Here is a 17,013-nt window from a genome sequence, read left to right on the forward strand (position 1 = left end):
AACAAAGCCATGCATTGCCACCATGCTTCACCCGCAATGGAGGAACACGGTCATGCAGTACCGCACCTTGGGCCGTACCGGTGTGCAGGTCAGCTCCCTCGCGCTCGGCGCGATGAACTTCGGCAGGATGGGGCGTACCACCCAGGACGAGGTCACCGCCATCGTCGACGCCGCTCTCGAGGCCGGGGTCAACCTCATCGACACTGCCGACGTGTACAGCGCCGGCGAGTCGGAAGAGATGGTCGGCAAGGCCATCGCCGGCCGCCGCGACGACATCGTCCTGGCCACGAAGGCGAGCCTGCCGATGGGCGACGAACGTAACCACCAGGGCAGTTCGCGTCGCTGGCTGGTCACCGAGCTGGACAACAGTCTGCGCCGTCTGGGTGTCGATCACGTCGACCTCTACCAGATCCACCGGTGGGACCCGAGCACCAGCGACGAGGAGACGCTGTCGGCGCTGACCGACTTGCAACGCGCAGGAAAGATCCGCTACTTCGGTTCCTCGACTTTCCCGGCGTACCGCATCGTGCAAGCCCAGTGGGCCGCCCGCGAGCACCACCTGGGCCGGTACGTCACCGAACAGCCCAGCTACTCGATCCTCCAGCGCGGGATCGAGACCCACGTCCTGCCCGTGACCGAGGAATACGGACTCGGTGTGTTGGTGTGGAGCCCGTTGTCCTCGGGCTGGCTGTCGGGGGCGGTTCGCGAGGGCCGGGAGATCACCAGCAACCGCTCGGCGTTCATGCCGCAGCGTTTCGATGTCACCTTCACCGCCAACCGGGCCAGGCTCGATGCCGTCGAGCGGCTGGCCGAGGTCGCCGACGAGGCGGGCCTGACCATGATCCAGCTCGCGCTCGGATTCGTGACCGCGCATCCCGCCGTGACCAGCGCGCTCATTGGCCCCCGCACGCTGGACCACCTGCACTCGCAGCTCGCCGCCGCAGACACCGTGCTCTCCGCCGACGTACTCGACGCCATCGACACCGTCGTCGCTCCCGGTGTCGACCTGGCCGCGCACGAGAAGAACGACGCTCCGCCCGCCCTGCTCGACGCGGCACTGCGGCGCCGCTGACCACCGGGCCCGCCCCGCCGACCACGTAAAGAAGCTGAACGGAGGTACTTCGATGTCCGACTCGCACATCGCGATCACGCAGAGGGCCGTGGGTGCGCCCGCTGCGATCGTGTCCGTGAAGCCGGTCGTCCTGTCCGCCCCCGGCCGTGGTGAGGACCTCCAGGTCCGCGTGTCCGCGCCCGCGACCGGCGGCGATTTGCCCGTCGTCGTCTTCTCGCACGGCTTCGGCTGGTCGATGAACGGCTACGCCCCGCTGGCGGACTTCTGGGCCGCTCACGGTTTCGTGGTCCTGCAGCCCACCCACCTCGATTCACGGACGCTCGGCCTTCCTGCCGAGGACCGGCGTACGCCGCGGATCTGGCGCTTCCGCGTTGAGGACCTCAAGCGCGTGCTGGACGGGCTTGAGGTGCTGGAGACCTCCGTGCCGGGCCTCGGCGGGCGCCTCGACGGCAGCCGCATCGCGGTGGCCGGACACTCCTGGGGAGCCCAGACGGCGAGCACGCTGCTGGGTGCGCGCGTCCTCGACTCCGACGGCGTTCCCGGCGAGGACATGTCCGACCCGCGTGTCAAGGCGGGCGTGCTGCTGGCCCTGACCGGTCTGGGCGACGACCTGACCCCGTTCGCCGCGGAGAACCTCCCCTTCCTGAAGCCATCCTTCGACACCATGGCCACGCCAGCTCTCATCGTGGCCGGGGACCACGACCAGTCCGCGCTGTCCACTCGCGGACCGGACTGGTTCACCGACCCCTACACCTACAGCCCGGGGAGCAAGAGCCTGCTCACACTGTTCGGAGCAGAGCACTCGCTCGGCGGCATCCCCGGGTACGAGGTCGCCGAGACGACGGACGAGAGTCCCGCGCGTGTCGCTCTGATCCAGCAGCTCACCTCCGCCTTCCTGCGCAGCGCCCTCTACCCCGAGGACACCAGCTGGCAGGCGGCTGCCACCGCGCTGGAGGAACACCCCAACCCGCTGGGCAAGCTGCAGAGGAAGTAGACGAGTCGCACCAGGACCCGCCCCGCCTCGGGCGCCGCACATCCGGCGGGAACCGCCGACACGACCAAGCACCATGCGCATATACGCGGCAGGGCGGCTCGCTCCTCTCCGACGGACCGAGGCCGAACCGTTCGCCTTCCACTTCCACGGCACCCGCCTCCAGTTGACCGACGGCTTCGGCAACCCCAAACCCGTCCCCCCAACCCACCCACCGATCCACATCGGCGGACGCGTCTCCTCGACGCCTCGCATGGCCGCCGAGCACGCCGACCCCGCCCGGGACACGATCGGCAGAGGCACCGACGCCGGTTTCCGGCACACCATCCTCGGACCGGCACCGCCCTACCCCGACCACGTCGCACGGTGGCTCACCGAGGAACTCATCACCACCTCGACCAGGAACAACACTCGTCATGAGCATGGAAGGACACGATCAAGGAGTGGCTATCACGCAGGGATTGAGTGATCTGCCGAGCAACTGGGGTCGGTGGGGCGATGACGACGAGCTCGGCACGCTCAACCTCATCACCGACGAAACACGGGCCAGGGCGGCGGCAGAGGTCCTGAGCGGCCGGGTGGTGTCGCTGGCGCTGCCCATCCAGCCGACGCCCATCATCAGCGGTCCTTTCGCACCGGCCACGACGGAGGGTTCACCGGTCCAGCAGCTGATGGTCCACACCGGGCCGGCGATGCATGCGACGGCGGATGTGATGGTGGTGACCAACCACCATCCGCGCTCGACGCATCTGGACGCTCTCAGCCACCAGTCGATGGACGGACGGGTCTACCCGGGTCGGCTGCTCGGCGACAGCGTGTCCCCGGCCGGGGTCAAGCATGCTTCCACGACGGCGTTCGCCGCCGGCGTGGTCACGCGGGGGGTGCTGCTCGATCTGGCGGCGGACGGCCCGCTGCCCGCAGGCTACGCGGTCACCGCGCGGGACCTCGATGCCGCCGAGGAGCGCGAAGGTGTCACGGTTGAAGCCGGTGACGCGCTGGTGGTCCGGCTCGGATGGACCGCCACGCTCGATTCACCGATGCCCGGCATGAGCGTCGACGCGGTGCGGTGGATGCACCTGCGCGGCGTGTCGATCTACGTGGGCGACACCGGCGACGCCCTCCCCGCCCTGGACGCGGAAGCGCCGGCGCCCCTGCACGGGATCGGCCTGGTGCGGCTGGGCATGCCGCTGATCGATGCCGCGAACGTCGAAGAACTGGCTGCCGTGTGCGAGGAGCTTTCTCGCTACAGCTTCCTGCTCACGGTCGCGGCGCCACGTATCCACGCACTGACCGGGGTTCCCGTCAACCCGCTCGCCATCTTCTGAGACCCGATGAGTTCCCGCCTGGTCGCCAGGACCGCCGCCCGCGTGCGCTACTTCGGGAGGTGCGGCCGGTTCCCGCCCAGCCGCCATGTTGGCAGTTCTCTTGTTGGCCAGTTCACATGCCGGCAGTCCACATCCGTTCCACGCGGCCTGGTGGCCGTCGCCGCCGGCTTGGAGAAGAAGGTCGCCGGCTCCACCGGCAGCGGTGGTGCGCCCAGCGGCTCGAAGACCAGTGCAGGCACGGCCCCGACCAACGTGCGGATCGAGCCTCCCACCGCCACGGCCAAGGCGGCATGGCCGGTCCGTACCCCGGACTCCGGCGGGCGACAGCGCGCCGACGCTGTGAACGGTGCTCACAAGCGAACGCCTGCCCGACTCCGGGGTGACGGAAGCGTTCGAGTGGCCCTGAAGCCTTCCTGGTACGGCAGCAAGACTTCGTTGCCAACCGCACCTCCGGAGACGGCCTGTCACATCAAAGCCCGGCTGATGCATGGCAGTTGACGGCATGCCCCTGTACCGCGCTCCGTTATGCTCGGCCCGGTTCGAGCGCTGAACGCACGAGGACCGGCGGGCGCCCGGCCCGCCGGGAAGGAAGAGTGAGGGACCGCGTGATACCCGGAGACGGCGATCACCAGCCGGCGACGCGTCCGGAACACGGCTCAGGACGGCTGATCGCCGATCGGTATCTGCTCCATGACGTCCTCGGCCGAGGCGGCATGGGCACGGTCTGGCGTGCGCACGACCGGCTGCTGGACCGGGCGGTGGCCGCCAAGGAACTGCACATCCTCACCCATGGCGACGAGGAGCATCGTACACGGCTGCGCCGGGCGACCCGAGAGGCGCGCGCGGTCGCCCGGGTGCCGCACCCGCACGTGGTGGGCGTCCACGACCTCGTCGAGGCCGAGGACCGGCTGTGGATCATCATGGAACTCGTCGAGGGGCCCTCACTGGCCGATCGGATCACCGAGACCGGGCCGCTCACACCGCAGCACACCGCCGCGCTGGGCCTGCAGTTGCTCGACGCGTTGGAAGCCGTGCACGCCGCCGGCGCCCTGCATCGTGACGTCAAACCCGCCAACGTCCTGCTACGCCGCGACGATGACGCCGTCCTCACCGACTTCGGCATCGCGGCCCTCGATGACGGCGACGGCCTCACCGTCACCGGCGAACTGGTCGGCTCCCTGGAGTTCATGGCGCCGGAGCGGGTGACGGGAACGCAGGCCGGACCGGCCTCCGACCTTTGGTCACTGGGCGCGACCCTCGCCACGGTCTGCGCCGGTCAATCCCCGTTTCGCAGACCGGCAGCACCCGCGACGCTCAACGCGGTGGCGTACGAGGAGCCCGTCCTGGCAGAGCGGCTCGGCCCGTTGCGCCCGATCGTCGAGGCACTGCTGCGTAAGTCTCCGAGCGAGCGCCCGTCGACGGAACGCGTGCGTTCCGCGCTGCGGCGTGTCGCGGCGGACGAGCCGGACGCCGGGCCGCTGCCGCCGGCGACCGTGCGCACGCCGCGGCCTTCGCCCCAGTTGACCGACGCCGACGCCGACGCCGACACCGTGACCAGTGGCCAGGCGCGGCTCGTCCCCACCAGGGAGACGGCCCGGCACACCACCGCGCTACAGCCCTCACAGCATCCGTCGCGCCGTCCGCCGGGGCCGAAGCGTCTGTGGTGGGCACTGTCCGCCGCGGCGGTGCTGGCGGCGGGTGTCGGAGGCGGCCTGTTCCTCACCGGGACACTGCCGTTCAAGGAGGGCCCGAAGACGACGGCCACCAGCCAGGTCGTCCAGTCGGCGACCGGCTGGCAGCCGGTGACCGGAGCGTCCGTCCGGCGCGGAGACCTGGTCACCGTGCGGTTCGTCTCAGGAGAGTGGACGGCCGACTATCGCAGCATGCCCATGACAGGACCGGCCGGCTACGACGCGGACACCGACAAGCGGCTGGACGGCGCGAAGGCCTGCAAGATCAGGCCCGAGGCGCCGTTCGGGACGCTACTGGCGGTCCTTGACGGCGACAAGAACCCCCCTGTCCACGTCGTAGGACGGAAACTGACCTTCCGAGCCACCCGGGACGGCACTCTGCAGCTGGGCATGAACGACGCTGCCGGGGCTTGCTCCCAGGACAACAGGGGCGCGCTGACCGTAAAGGTGAGCGTCACGCCCCATCCCTGACGGACAGCTGCCGACCACTCGTCACACCACGGCTCGGGCGGCGGCACCCGCATCGACGGCATCCGGGGAAGGGGCTTTGCCACGGGCCGGGCCGGCTCGGTGGAGTCCACGGTCGTCCGGGCTCATCAGAAGGGTTCGAAGGACGCTGCAGCAGAGATCCGGCGTCACGCCGACACGGTACGTGTCGCGTTGGCGAAGGATGTCGAAAGCAGCAACGTGAACATGCCGCCTGTCGGCGGCGACCTGCCGGGCACCCTTGTCATCAACAGTCTCATCGCCGAAGTACTCGGCCACGGATGGGATTTCACCAAGGCTGCCGGTCAGATCTGAATGCCGGATCCGGCGATCTGCGAACAGACTCTCGCCGCCCTCAAGCCCGTCGTCCTGCCCGAGTACCGCGGAGCGGGCATGCCCTTCGGCCCGGAGACCGACGTCCCCGCCGGCGCCTCAGCGCTGGTCCCGCTCCCCGGCGGCCTGCTGGTCGCCATCCGGCCGGCATCTCCCCGGAGCTGGCTCAGGCAGCCGAGGCGGCCGGTGTGCGGGTCACCCCCTTCCTGGCCGAGCCGGACGGTGCCGCGGTGACGACGATCGCCGGTCTGATCGACGCGGGCCATGTCGCCGTCGAAGCGGAGGAATCCTTCCCGCTGGAGCAGGCCGGCGCGGCTCACGCCCGCGGCGAGGGAGTGGGGGCGCTACGTGGAGGACGTCGTCCTCCCGTTCCAGACCTCGCTGGGCATGGAAGTGACCGCCTCCTTCCGCCGCCAGCGCATTGTCGCGGCCGCGTACACAGCCGCCGCGCGGATCGGCTTCCCGGCGGCCGTCGCCGTCACCGTCACCGATCCGGGAGGGCGCCTCAAGGCGCTCGACCGCGCCGACGGCGACGCCCAGCCCTGCCCCCCCCCGGGGCCGGAGTCCAGCATCTGATGGCGGGATCAAGCGGGCAGCGGACGGTGCCCGATGATGCGTTCTCCCTTGTGCGCGGATCCGCGTACGGCTTTCGCGGGATCTGGGCTCTGGTGCGGTCGGTGAGGGGGATCTTCGCGGCGATGTGTCGTGCCCCAGGTCGACGGCGTTGTGCTCGGGCAGGCGCCTGGCCCGCACGGCGGAGTTGATGCCGTCCGCGCCGATCAGTACGTCGGCGTCGGCGCGGCGTCCGTCGGCGAGGTGCACGGTGACGTCGGCGTCCGGGTTGTGGTGGTAGCCGGTGACTCGGGCGCCGAATTGCACCACGCCCTCTAGCCCGGTGTACAGGATTCTGCGCAGGGTCGAGCGGTCCACCACGAGGTGTTCCGGGAGGCCCGAGGCCGGGTCGCCGATGCCTCGGGAGTCGCTGAGGTCGCGAGCCGGGCCCGGGGTGAGCTGTGCGTCGAACAGCAGGGCGCCCTGGCGGGGTATGCCTGCGGTGGCCGCGAACAGTTCACCGAGTCGCGGGTGCAGCACGCTGCTCAGGGCGGTGGTACCGGTGGAGTTGATGTGCAGCCGGTAGCCCGGGCTTCGGCTGGTCAGATAGGGGTCGGGCTCGTAGACGGTCACGTCCAGGCAGTGGCGGTGAAGGTGGTGGGCCAGCGTCAGTCCGGCGAGCCCGGAGCCGACGGCGGAGACACGGAGAGCGGGCACGGTACTTCCTCCTCGAAGGCGTGCTGGGTACGCGTTCCGGTGACCGCGTGGACGTCGGGCACAGGGATGTGCCGGACGTAGGGTGTGCGGGCAGCCGGTCTGTGTTCTGCGGCGGTGTCGCGGGTCGTCGGGGTTCGGCCCTGGGCTCGGCCCCCGGGGTGGCGGACACAGAGGCAGGGCCGGCACCGGTTCGCGCGGTTGAGTGTGCGGTCGGGCGCCGAGCCGGCGGACGCCTCCTGCCCCTAGGCCTGCGGGGTGGGCAGTGGGTCCTGGCCCACCAGGCGGTGTCCGCGGGCGGCCGAGTCGCGCACGGCGTCGAAGCCGTACCCGCGCATCTCGTCCTCGTAGGCATGCAGGGCCTCGGCGAGCGGCCGACCGCCGGCGGCCTGGAGGAGGCGGTCTGTCAGGACGCGGGCGTCCCGGAGCGCGGTGTTCGCGCCGACGCCGATGGCGGGGCTCATGACGTGGATGGCGTCGCCCAGCAGGGTGACCGCGGTGGTCTCCCAGGCGGCGATGGGGATGCTGGTGCGCACCGAGACCGGGAAGATCGAGGCGGGGTCCTGGCGGGCCACGGTCTCGATCAGCTGCGGGTGCCAGCCCTCCACCAGGGACAACGTCAGCGCCTGCAGTTGTGCGCCGCTCATGGCGAACAGTTCCGCGTCGCCGCAGGGGAACTGCTCCCGGCGAGCACCGAAGACGCACGCGAGGTAGTCGCTGTCGTCGCTGAGCTCGACGCCGGGGGCCAGCCGGGCTGTCACCTGGTGCATCGGTTCGCGGTACTGCACGGGGGCGAATCCGACGAATCGCCGTTGCGGGCCGACGACGGTGGTCCACAGTCCGAGCAGTTCCGGCGGGAGCGGGGAGCGGGCCTCGTCGCCGGTGAAGCGGACCTTGCCGTAGAGCAGCCGCAGTCCGGCGTCGACGACCCGGGCCTTGGGCAGGTACTGCTTGCGGACCGCCGAGTTGACCCCGTCCGCACCGATCAGTACGTCGCCGCGGGCACTGGTGCCGTCAGCGAAGTGCGCGGTCACCGAGCCTGAGACGTTGATGTCGTAGTGGGTGAGCCGGGCGCCGTAGTGCACTGTCTTTTCCAGGCCGGACAGCAGGATCTGGCGCAGCGTCATCCGGTTGACCGCCAGGTTCCCGCCGCCGGGCAGGTCCGGGAAGGGCGGGAGTTCCTGGGCGTGCAGCAGGTTCAATTGGTGGTCGAAGGTGTCCATGCGAGGACCAGGGGTACCGGCGGTGGCGGCGAAGACCTCGAACGCCGATGGCGTCAGCACGGCCTTGAGGGCGGTGATGCCGTCGGGGTTGATCCGGATGCGGTAGCCCTGGTTGCGGAAGGCCGGGATGGGGTCCTTCTCGTAGACGGCGACGCTGATCCCCGCCTGGTGAAGCCCCTGCGCGAGGGCCAGGCCACCGAGCCCGCCGCCGGCGATGATGACGTGCAGATCCGACACAGTCGTGTCCCTTCTCGATCGTGAAACGAAAAGGGACGCACCGGACGTGCCTCAACGGGCACTGTACGAGCGACTGTTCGCCATCCGGACTACCTACCGGACCGTGACTTTCGTACGTCCGTCAAAAACGCTAGCACAGGTTCATCGGCAAGCACCGGGGCGTGTCGCCCCTCGCCGAGCCACCGCGAAGCAAGCGGCGAGTTCAGCCGGTGGAGGTTGCCGCTGACGCGGCCGGAGTCACGAGGTCTGGGCGCCGGCCCGGCGAAGCCGGCCAGCCGGTCCGCGCTCCCGAAGGCGTCCATGTCGCCGCCGGTCGCGGCCATGAACTCGGCACCGAGTCGGTGGCTCCCACGGTTCGCGCCAGGGCGGCGGCGCCGTGGACCTTGCGGTTCTTCAGCCTGGTCTCGATCCGACTGGGTCCCGCGCGGCGGATGGCGGCCGGGGTCTGATACCCGGTCAGCAGTGTGACCGGACCCTTGATCGTCCGGTCCAGGTATGTTTCAACGCCGGGAAGACTTCCACCAGTTGAGCGCGGAGCCGGTTCAGCGTGCGCAGGTCGACGGCGATCTCGTCTCCCGGCCGCAGCAACCCGAGGTTCCGGCGGCCGCGCGCCTGGTCTGCGATGAGGAACGCGTCCTTGGCATCAGTCTTTCCCTCCCCTCGGTAGGCGCCCGAGGCTCGATGCACAGGCCGGCCGGTGAGGTAGGCGACGGGTTGCTGATGGTTGGCCAGCAGGCCGGCCAGCAGCGCGGCGCCGTCGTGATTGAGGTCGACAGCCCGTAGGGCGTCGTGGGATATCTCCAGGACGTCAGCGATGAGTTCGAGTAATTCGGGCTCGTCGTTGTGAACTCGGCGGGACAGCAGGCGTGTGCCGTCCGCGTTGATCATGAGCAGTGGTGACGCGTCTTGCCGATGTCCAGTCCGGCCCAGATCTCCGGCACGTCCTCTCCGCGAACTCGTCGTACATCGAATCCGCAGACGACCTCGCCGGCGTCGCCCTGCAGCAACGATCGAGTCGCAGTTCCCGATTGGCGGTGGAGTCGTCGCAGGACCACTGGCGGCCAAGCTCCATGAACCATCCAACTTACGAGTGACCAGCTCAGACCGAGAAGAAGGGTGGGGCGTGATGTGCTCGAACGCTGCATGGTCCGGTGGGTGAAGTAGCTCTGGCGGACCCGGCGGTGCTCGTCGGGGTGATCAGCGACCAGGTTCCGGCCGGAACGCCTGGTCGATGTTGTCCTCGACCCAGGCGCGGAGCGCGTTGAGCGGGAGTGCGGCGCTCTGACCGAGAGGGGTGAGGGCGTACTCGACGTGCAGCGGTACGGCGGGGTAGATCGTGCGGTCGAGGATGCCGAAGTCCTCAAGGCGGCGCAGCGTCTGGGTCAGCACCTTGGGGCTGACGCCCTGGAGCCTGCGCTGCAGTTCTCCGAAGCGCTGCGGCCCGTCCTCAAGGGCGCCGATGGCCAGCGCGGACCACTTGTTGGCGAGCAGGTCGAGCAGGGCGCGGCATGGGCACTGCGCGGCGTAGACGTCGTGATGCGCGTGCTGGCCGCTGGGGCAGGTGGTTGTCATGCTCGCTCTCCTCACCAGGTCACTTCCCAATGGGAAGTACTAGACCTTGAAGGTAACTATATCCCCGGGGATAGCGTCGTCGACGTCCAAGGGAGGGCCCGCCGAGGGCCGTCCGCTGAGTGCCTTATCAGGAGATGACGCATGTCCGTAGACACGATGCGCGCAGTGGTCCAGGACCGTTTCGGCGGTCCGGAGGTGCTGCGGATGCAGCAAGTTCCGCGCCCGGTACCGCTGCCCACCGAAGTGCTGGTGCGGGTGCACGCGGCCGGGATCAATCCGGTGGACTGGAAGACCCGCGGCGGCACCGGCATGGCCGGAGTGCTGGGTGATCCGCCGTTCACCCTCGGCTGGGACGTGTCCGGGGTGGTGGAGGAGGTCGGCTTCGGTGTGACCACGCTGAAGGCCGGCGACGAGGTGTACGGCATGCCGTGGTTCCCACGTGTCGCGAACGCCTATGCCGAATATGTGACCGCTCCGGCCCGTCAGTTCGCCCGAAAGCCCGCCACCCTCGATCACGTGCACGCGGCCGCGGTGCCGCTGGCGGCGTTGACCGCCTGGCAGGCCGTGGTCGACACCGCCCATGTCCAGGCCGGCCAGCGCGTCCTCGTCACCGCCGCCGCCGGCGGGGTCGGCCACTTCGCGGTCCAGTTCGCCCGGCACCTGGGCGCCCACGTCATCGCCACCGCCGGAACGGCCCGCCACACCTGGCTCAAGGAGCTCGGCGCGCAGCAGGCCATCGACTACACCACCACCCGCTTCGAGGACGCCACCGCCGACGTCGACGTCGTCATCGACCTGGTGGGCGATGCCCACGACCGGACCAGCACCCGCTCGCTGAAGGTCCTGCGCCCAGGCGGTCTGCTGGTCGCGATCCCGGCCGGCGTCTCCCCGGAACTCGCTCAGGCCGCCGAGACGGCTGGTATGCGGGTCACGCCGTTCCTGGTCGAGCCGGACGGCGCGGCGCTGACGACGATCGCCGACCTGATCGACGCCGGTCATGTCGCCGTTGAGGTGGAGGACACCTTCCCGCTGGAGCAGGCGGGCACGGCCCACGCCCGTGGCGAGACCGGCCGCACCCGCGGCAAGCTCGTCCTCACCATCACCAACTGACCATCCCCTCAAGTAGTTTGGAGTAGCACTGTGTACTACGAGATCCGCCGCTACCAGGCACAGCCCGGACGTCGCGAGGAATGGGTGCGCTACATGGAGGACGTCGTCCTCCCGTTCCAGACCTCGCTGGGCATGGACGTGACCGCCTCCTTCATCGACGACGAGGACGAGGACCGCTATGTGTGGATCCGCCGGTTCGAGAACGAGGCCCACAGCGAGGCCCTGTACGCGGCGGTCTACCACCACGACCGGTGGAAGGACGAGATCGGCCCGGTCGTCCACAGCCTGCTGATCCCCGAGAAGACCGTTGTCACCCGCGTGGCCCCCACCCCCGCCTCGCCTCTGCGCTGACCGCGCCGCGACGGTGCCGACTGTCACTGCGCCACCCGTACAACACAGTTACAAAGGGAACCGTTCATGAACACCGACACGCTCGAAAAGTCCTGCCCCGCCTCCTCGATCACTCAGGCCGCCGCCGGTGCACTTGTCGCGGCGGTGCACATGGCCGCCGCCCGGATCGGCTTCGCCGCTGCCGTCGCCGTCACCGACCCGGGCGGGCACCTCAAGGCGTTCGACCGCGCCGACGGCGTGCCCTTCCTCGCCGCCGAGGTGGCTGTCGACAAGGCTTGGACCGTGGCCTCCTTCCACATCCCCACCCACGTGTGGAACGACTACCTCGCTGATCCGCGGGTCGCGCCGCTGGCCGGTCACCCCCGCCTGATGGCGGTCGGCGGCGGCTACCCGATCGTCGACAACGGTCGGTGTGTGGGAGGTCTCGGAATCTCCGGCGGCAGCTACGAGCAGGACCAGCAGGCCGCCGAAGAAGCCCTGGTCGCCCTCGGGTTCGAGCTGCCCACTCACTGACGAGGTGTCATCCAAGCCCTGAGAAGCCCGACCGACGGTCTCCATGGCCCGCACAGACCAGCTACAACCGGATCGCGTCGAAGATCTCCCACCAAGGGTGGGCTTGCGTCCTCACCGGCGTTGCTGCGGGCCAGGGTCGCCATCGTGCGGTTGAGGCGGCCGGAGAAGACGCTCGGTGGTGGTGTGCGGCGGTCGAGCGTCAGGACGACCGGACTCACGCAGCGCCGGCACCCTCGGTGAGGGTGTGCGCGTGGCCTGCGTCGACACGGCAACCGAGCCACGGGCCGGACACGAGGGACTACGCGACCTGGCAGACCCCTACGGATCAGTGCCTCTCGGCAGTGCGGGCCACGGCTGAGGGGCACACGCGGACCGGTGAGGGGCACCTGCCCGGTGCCCCCGGCGCTGTGACCACATAAGTTCGCCGAGTTGATGGTCATGGCGATGGAATGCGCGGCGATGTCCGGTTCGACCGCTGGAAGCACGTGAGCCGGGAGGGCGCCGGCACCCCTGCGGGAGTCGTTCATCTGGGTTGGGCGGCGGGGGATTTCGTCGGCTGGCAGGATGCGGCTCCAGCAGGGAACGTGCAGCCCGGTGAACCTTCCGCGCCCGGCCCGCGTCTTCCCGCGCGACCGCCACCACACGCCCAGGAGAACTGACCGTGGCCGACAAGGACGTTGAGCAGACCGACGAGCGGGGTTACGACCCCGGGCCCTGGTGGGCGGGCCTCGGGACGTGGGGGGCTGTCGCACTGATCGTCTTCGGGGGTCTCGCGGCAGTGTGGGTCTTTTTCCGGCTGCCCGGCACCCCGGAGGAGCCGGCGTCCGGCTACTACCAGGCCGCCAGGGTCATCGCCATCGGCCTGGTGGTCGCTGGCGGCACCTTGCTGAGCCGCCGTCGCGCCCGGACCGCCGCTACCGAGGAGACGAACGAGCCGGAACGCACCTGACGTCGTCGGCCGTGCTCGTTCCGGCTCGAGCAACCCTCGCGCGCGCCGGTGGGTCTTGCCAGATGCCGGGGTCGGGGCAGTGTCACTATGCCGGGCGTCGGCATAGGGGCAGAAGACGATGTGCCGAGTGCCCGAAGCGAGGGTGAAGATGACGAATCTGAACACCGTGGTGACGTGGGTTGACGCACGCGAGAGGCTGCCTCGGAGCGGTACACCGGTGGCAGCGGCGATCACGGGCCGGTATCCAGCTGACAGCGCCACTGAGTCCGGGGCCGATACGGCGTTGGGTGAGGAATTCTGGCTGGTGAGGCCAATGGTCTTCACGACTGTGCACCGGAGTGAGGACGGGGCGGAGCACAGGGACTGCTTCGTCGACTCCGACGGCGTTGTCCGTTTGCCTCACGGCCTGGCCAGTGATGAGACCGTGACTCACTGGGCTGAGCTGCCCACCCTGCCAGGCGGGATGACACACCTGGTTCTCGGGGAAGGCGTGCAGTCAGCTCTCCAGAACGCGTGGGGCGCTCGTCCCCTCACCTGACCCGGACCGGACACCTGAAGCGGTTGCCTCGCTCTCCCGATGGGCCCGTGCCGTGGCCATCAGGCCGTCCAATGCGGCCCGGGTCCGCAGGAGTTCGTCGATGTGCTCGGTGAGCCGGTTGCGCTCCTGCGCCATCCGCTCAAGAGCGGCATCGGAGTTGCCCTCGCTGGGTGTCTCGACGCAGGGCAGCAGCTCGGCGATCGTACGACTGGACAGGCCCGCCGCGTACAGGCGCTGGATGAATCGCACCCGCTCCACCTCGGCCTCCGTGTAATGCCGTTGTCCACTGGCGCTACGGCTGCTGGTCAGCAGCCCCTGCTCCTCGTAGTAGCGCAGCGACCGGACGCTGACGTCGGTACGCGCCGCGAGCTCGCCGATCCGCACGACTGCCTCCCCTGGTGAACCACGCCACACCGCTTGCCTCTGACATCCATGTCAGGTTTTAGCGTAGCGCTGTGCCCGGCATCCGGGCACACGATACGGACGGAGGAGCCCGACGTGACGACGTTGTTCAGCAGCTACCGACTCGGCGACCTGACCCTGCCCAACCGGATGGTGATGGCCCCGATGACCCGCGTCAGGGCCGCGGCCGGCGGCCTCGCCACACCGTCCATGGCCAGGTACTACGCGCAACGCGCGACAGCCGGACTGATCGTGTCCGAGGGCGTGCAGCCCAGCCTCATCGGGCAGTCCAACCCCGGCACGCCCGGACTGCACACCGATGAGCAAGTAACCTCGTGGCGTGCCGTGACCGACGCCGTACACATCAACGGCGGGCGGATCTTCGCCCAGCTCATGCACGGCGGCCGGGTCTCGCACCCCGACACGACCGGCCACCAGCCCGTCGGCCCCTCGGCGATCGCCGCAGTGGGTGACGTCTTCACCCCGACCGGCCCGCAGCCCGCACCCACGCCCCGCGCACTGGACACCGCCGAGGTGCCCCAGCATGCCCACGCGTACGCCGAGGCTGCCCGCCGCGCGATCGACGCGGGCTTCGACGGAGTCGAACTCCACGGTGCCAACGGCTACTTGATCTCCCAGTTCCTCTCCTCCAACGCCAACCGGCGCACGGACCGCTACGGTGGCACGATCACGGGCCGGATCCGGTTCGCCGTAGAGGCCGTGGCCGCGACGGTGGACGCGATCGGCGCGGCCAGGACGGGCATCCGGCTCTCCCCAGGGGGCGGCTTCTGGGGCGTCGAGGAGACCGACGCGCTCGCCCTCAACACCGCACTGCTGACCGAACTGGACCGGCTCCAACTCGCCTACGTCCACCTGGAGATGACCACGGACGAAGAGGTGCTCATCGGCCTGCGCCGCACCTGGCCCGGAACCCTGATCGTCAATCCGGTCCTCCCGATGGGCCCCAAGCAGACCGGCCGCGCGGAAGCCGACCACTGGCTGGGCCTGGGCGCCGACCTGATCAGCTTCGGCCGCGGCTTCCTCGCCAACCCCGACCTTGTCGAACGCCTCCGCACCGGCCTGCCGATCGCCCCCGTCGACGAGAACACGTACTACCAGGGCGGCGACACCGGCTACCTCACCTATCCGGCCTACCAGCACACGGCCTGACGCGCACGCGCGGTCACCTCTTCCGGCTGGCCGGACACGCGCCTGTGGCCGAGCCCGAAGTAGCTGAGCCGCTCGCGGCCGAGGTGGCGATGGTCCCGCTCCTGCTCCGGCCACCCCCGCGTACGCCATCGGCGGCACCTACGACGTGCTCAGCTACAAGGAGGCGGCCGACGAGCTGTTTCCGCACCTCACCACGGCCCCGGACCGGTCGGCGAACTTCGCCCGCTGGGTCTTCCTCGAACCTGCGGCCCGGGACGTTCGACACCGCGTTTCACTTGGCCGAACAGCCGGAACGGACACTGCTGATCTACGGAGGAACGTGTCCGGGTCAGCGTCCGTGCGGGGGGTAGGTGTCGTGGGTGTCCACGGGGGCGCCGCCGCCCTTGGTGCCTCCTCCGGGTATGTGGATCGTGTTGCCCACGGCGGCAGCGGCGGTGCCGTGGCGGGGCACCGGCATGGGCGCGAGGATCTGCCAGCGGTCGCGCGTGGTGTCGTACGCCTCGGTGTTGGGGAAGACGCCCTGGGATCCGGGTGCCGGATTTCCTTCACCGCCGAAGGTGTAGATCGTCGTGCCGATGGCCGCCGCCGCGATGCCGCCACGGGCCGTCGGCATGGAGGCACGCCGGCTCCACCGACGGGTGCGCAGGTCGAGGGCGTAGACCTCGCCCCGTACGTGGGCCTGCCCCCGGTCACGGCCACCGACGACGTACAGGGTCGCCGCGATCAGGGCGCCACCGGCGTGGTCGCGGGCCTCGGGCAGGCTGGGCAGCGATTCCCAACGGCCGGTGGTGACGTCGAAGCAGGACACGGCATCGACGGTGTCCTGCAGGCCGCCGGGCTGGGGCGTCAGTGTCCGCATCCCGCCCGCGAGGTAGATCTTCGGTCCGTGTACGCCGACGGCGGCGCTGCCCCGCTCGGTGCCCGGCGGCATGAAGGGCACGGGGGACCACCGGTTCGTGCGCGGGTCGAAGACATAGGCGTCGCGCAGCGCCTGCCAGGATTCCCCACCGGACAGGCCGCCGAGTACGTAGATCCTGCCGCCGACCGCCGCCGCGTTGGGGTGATTCATCGCCACCGGCAGCGGAGCGACGTCCGACCAGCGCCCGGTCCGGGAGTCGTAGGCCTCGACCCGGTTGGTGGTGGTGAAGCCGCCGCCGGGTGTCGGGGCTATGCCCGCGATCACGTAGACCTTGCTGCCGAGGGCGACGACACCGTGCTCCTGTCGGGCGCCGCCTCCTATGGGCGGCAGTGTCTGCCACCCGCTGCGGTACTCGGGCGGGACCGGTGAGCTCGGAGTGCCCGGTGAGCCGGGTGGTTCCACGGGTCCGGGATGGGCGTGGGCCGGCACGGCGGGTGTGGCCAGCGCGGCCAGCAGGGCCGTTCCACGGATCAGAACGTCGCGTCGGTGCATCTCGGCTTGCCTTTCGCTCCTGCGGGTGGGGGGTGGCCGTCGGCGCCGGCCCGACCCGGCCACGGATGCGCGGGGCCGGGCCGGCGCCGACGGAGGTGCGGTCAGCCGGCGGGCGGCTGCTGGATCTCGGCGGCGGTCAGGACGTGGCCGCCGATGCCCCAGCCGCCGTCGGGCACCTCCTCGACGAGCACCAGCGTGGTGGCGCGGGCACGTTCGCCGTAGATCTCGCTGTACAGGTCGGTGGTGCGGGTGATGATCTGCGCCTTCTGCTCGTCGGTGAGGGTGCCTGCGGGGACCTTGAAGTTCGCGTACGGCATCGGTTTCGCTCCTGCCAGGGTTCGGATGGGTGAGCCGCGACGTCGTGCGCTCGCCG

At 70.0% G+C, this 17,013-nt stretch carries 20 protein-coding genes and 3 pseudogenes; 15 read left to right on the forward strand and 8 right to left on the reverse strand.

The features are described from left to right. Positions 1-52: 52 nt before the first annotated feature. The 8 genes from AB5L52_RS38745 (at position 53) to AB5L52_RS38780 (ending at position 6,789) form a co-directional block, all read left to right on the forward strand. On the forward strand, positions 53-1,072 hold the full coding sequence (locus tag AB5L52_RS38745; RefSeq protein ID WP_369367996.1) for an aldo/keto reductase: 1,020 nt from the start codon (positions 53-55) through the stop codon (positions 1,070-1,072). Positions 1,073-1,124: 52 nt separating this feature from the next. Continuing rightward, a complete protein-coding gene (locus tag AB5L52_RS38750; protein ID WP_369367997.1) occupies positions 1,125-2,066 on the forward strand; it encodes an alpha/beta hydrolase family protein in 942 nt (313 codons plus the stop codon). 73 nt (positions 2,067-2,139) lie between these two features. Further along, the gene (locus AB5L52_RS38755; protein WP_369367998.1) at positions 2,140-2,532 is read left to right on the forward strand and encodes a hypothetical protein; all 393 of its coding nucleotides are present in this window, start codon (positions 2,140-2,142) and stop codon (positions 2,530-2,532) included. Further along, complete coding sequence (locus AB5L52_RS38760; protein WP_369367999.1) at positions 2,507-3,388, forward strand: cyclase family protein; 882 nt, start codon at positions 2,507-2,509, stop codon at positions 3,386-3,388. The genes AB5L52_RS38755 and AB5L52_RS38760 overlap by 26 nt, the downstream gene beginning before the upstream one ends. A 593-nt stretch (positions 3,389-3,981) precedes the next feature. Next, on the forward strand, positions 3,982-5,550 hold the full coding sequence (locus AB5L52_RS38765; RefSeq protein ID WP_369368000.1) for a serine/threonine-protein kinase: 1,569 nt from the start codon (positions 3,982-3,984) through the stop codon (positions 5,548-5,550). 99 nt (positions 5,551-5,649) lie between these two features. After that, on the forward strand, positions 5,650-5,880 hold the full coding sequence (locus AB5L52_RS38770) for a hypothetical protein (RefSeq protein WP_369368001.1): 231 nt from the start codon (positions 5,650-5,652) through the stop codon (positions 5,878-5,880). Between the two features lie 366 nt (positions 5,881-6,246). Beyond that, positions 6,247-6,474, forward strand: coding sequence for a hypothetical protein (locus AB5L52_RS38775; protein ID WP_369369097.1), 228 nt, complete (start codon positions 6,247-6,249; stop codon positions 6,472-6,474). A 129-nt stretch (positions 6,475-6,603) separates the two neighbouring features. Continuing rightward, positions 6,604-6,789: a hypothetical protein gene (locus AB5L52_RS38780; RefSeq protein ID WP_369369098.1), complete on the forward strand. Its 186-nt coding sequence runs from the start codon at positions 6,604-6,606 to the stop codon at positions 6,787-6,789. Here AB5L52_RS38780 and AB5L52_RS38785 read toward each other — a convergent pair. The 5 genes and pseudogenes from AB5L52_RS38785 to AB5L52_RS38805 form a co-directional block, all read right to left on the reverse strand. Further along, positions 6,700-7,353 (reverse strand): annotated as a pseudogene (locus tag AB5L52_RS38785) (FAD-dependent oxidoreductase); the annotation flags it as partial. The gene AB5L52_RS38780 and the pseudogene AB5L52_RS38785 sit on opposite strands and share 90 nt — an antisense overlap. 56 nt (positions 7,354-7,409) lie before the next feature. Then, on the reverse strand, positions 7,410-8,624 hold the full coding sequence (locus AB5L52_RS38790) for an FAD-dependent oxidoreductase (RefSeq protein ID WP_369368002.1): 1,215 nt from the start codon (positions 8,622-8,624) through the stop codon (positions 7,410-7,412). Positions 8,625-8,830: 206 nt separating this feature from the next. After that, positions 8,831-8,974 (reverse strand): annotated as a pseudogene (locus AB5L52_RS38795) (transposase); the annotation flags it as partial. Between the two features lie 106 nt (positions 8,975-9,080). After that, positions 9,081-9,512, reverse strand: coding sequence for an IS110 family transposase (locus tag AB5L52_RS38800; RefSeq protein ID WP_369368003.1), 432 nt, complete (start codon positions 9,510-9,512; stop codon positions 9,081-9,083). A 309-nt stretch (positions 9,513-9,821) separates the two neighbouring features. Further along, positions 9,822-10,196, reverse strand: coding sequence for a helix-turn-helix domain-containing protein (locus AB5L52_RS38805; protein WP_351019245.1), 375 nt, complete (start codon positions 10,194-10,196; stop codon positions 9,822-9,824). Positions 10,197-10,337: 141 nt separating this feature from the next. Here AB5L52_RS38805 and AB5L52_RS38810 point away from each other — a divergent pair, with 141 nt between their 5' ends. From AB5L52_RS38810 to AB5L52_RS38830, 5 genes are all read left to right on the forward strand, one after another. After that, complete coding sequence (locus AB5L52_RS38810; RefSeq protein ID WP_369368004.1) at positions 10,338-11,306, forward strand: NADP-dependent oxidoreductase; 969 nt, start codon at positions 10,338-10,340, stop codon at positions 11,304-11,306. 30 nt (positions 11,307-11,336) lie between these two features. Then, positions 11,337-11,657 carry an NIPSNAP family protein gene (locus tag AB5L52_RS38815; RefSeq protein ID WP_351019239.1) on the forward strand — a complete coding sequence of 107 codons (321 nt, stop codon included), beginning with the start codon at positions 11,337-11,339 and terminating at the stop codon, positions 11,655-11,657. Positions 11,658-11,723: 66 nt separating this feature from the next. Then, the gene (locus AB5L52_RS38820; RefSeq protein ID WP_369368005.1) at positions 11,724-12,170 is read left to right on the forward strand and encodes a heme-binding protein; all 447 of its coding nucleotides are present in this window, start codon (positions 11,724-11,726) and stop codon (positions 12,168-12,170) included. Positions 12,171-12,831: 661 nt separating this feature from the next. Then, entirely contained in the window at positions 12,832-13,119 is a 288-nt protein-coding gene (locus tag AB5L52_RS38825) for a hypothetical protein (RefSeq protein WP_351578568.1), read from the forward strand. A gap of 148 nt (positions 13,120-13,267) precedes the next feature. Beyond that, a complete protein-coding gene (locus AB5L52_RS38830; protein WP_351766902.1) occupies positions 13,268-13,657 on the forward strand; it encodes an AQJ64_40280 family protein in 390 nt (129 codons plus the stop codon). On the opposite strand, the gene AB5L52_RS38835 is transcribed toward AB5L52_RS38830, so the two are convergent. Then, positions 13,616-14,041 carry a MerR family transcriptional regulator gene (locus tag AB5L52_RS38835; RefSeq protein WP_369368006.1) on the reverse strand — a complete coding sequence of 142 codons (426 nt, stop codon included), beginning with the start codon at positions 14,039-14,041 and terminating at the stop codon, positions 13,616-13,618. The genes AB5L52_RS38830 and AB5L52_RS38835 overlap by 42 nt on opposite strands. 114 nt (positions 14,042-14,155) lie before the next feature. Between AB5L52_RS38835 and AB5L52_RS38840 the strand changes: the two genes are divergently transcribed. Together AB5L52_RS38840 and AB5L52_RS38845 are read left to right on the forward strand one after the other, a co-directional pair. Then, positions 14,156-15,229 (forward strand): alkene reductase, encoded by a 1,074-nt coding sequence (locus AB5L52_RS38840; protein ID WP_369368007.1) that lies wholly within the window; start codon positions 14,156-14,158, stop codon positions 15,227-15,229. A 145-nt stretch (positions 15,230-15,374) separates the two neighbouring features. After that, positions 15,375-15,497: pseudogene (locus tag AB5L52_RS38845) on the forward strand (transcriptional regulator); the annotation flags it as partial. Positions 15,498-15,557: 60 nt separating this feature from the next. Here the strand turns inward: AB5L52_RS38845 and AB5L52_RS38850 are convergent. Together AB5L52_RS38850 and AB5L52_RS38855 are read right to left on the reverse strand one after the other, a co-directional pair. Further along, on the reverse strand, positions 15,558-16,640 hold the full coding sequence (locus tag AB5L52_RS38850) for a Kelch repeat-containing protein (RefSeq protein WP_369368008.1): 1,083 nt from the start codon (positions 16,638-16,640) through the stop codon (positions 15,558-15,560). A 101-nt stretch (positions 16,641-16,741) separates the two neighbouring features. Further along, positions 16,742-16,957: a 4-oxalocrotonate tautomerase family protein gene (locus AB5L52_RS38855; RefSeq protein ID WP_351019219.1), complete on the reverse strand. Its 216-nt coding sequence runs from the start codon at positions 16,955-16,957 to the stop codon at positions 16,742-16,744. Between the last annotated feature and the right edge of the window lie 56 nt (positions 16,958-17,013).

It is taken from the genome of Streptomyces sp. CG4, from assembly GCF_041080655.1.
Lineage (GTDB): Bacteria > Actinomycetota > Actinomycetes > Streptomycetales > Streptomycetaceae > Streptomyces.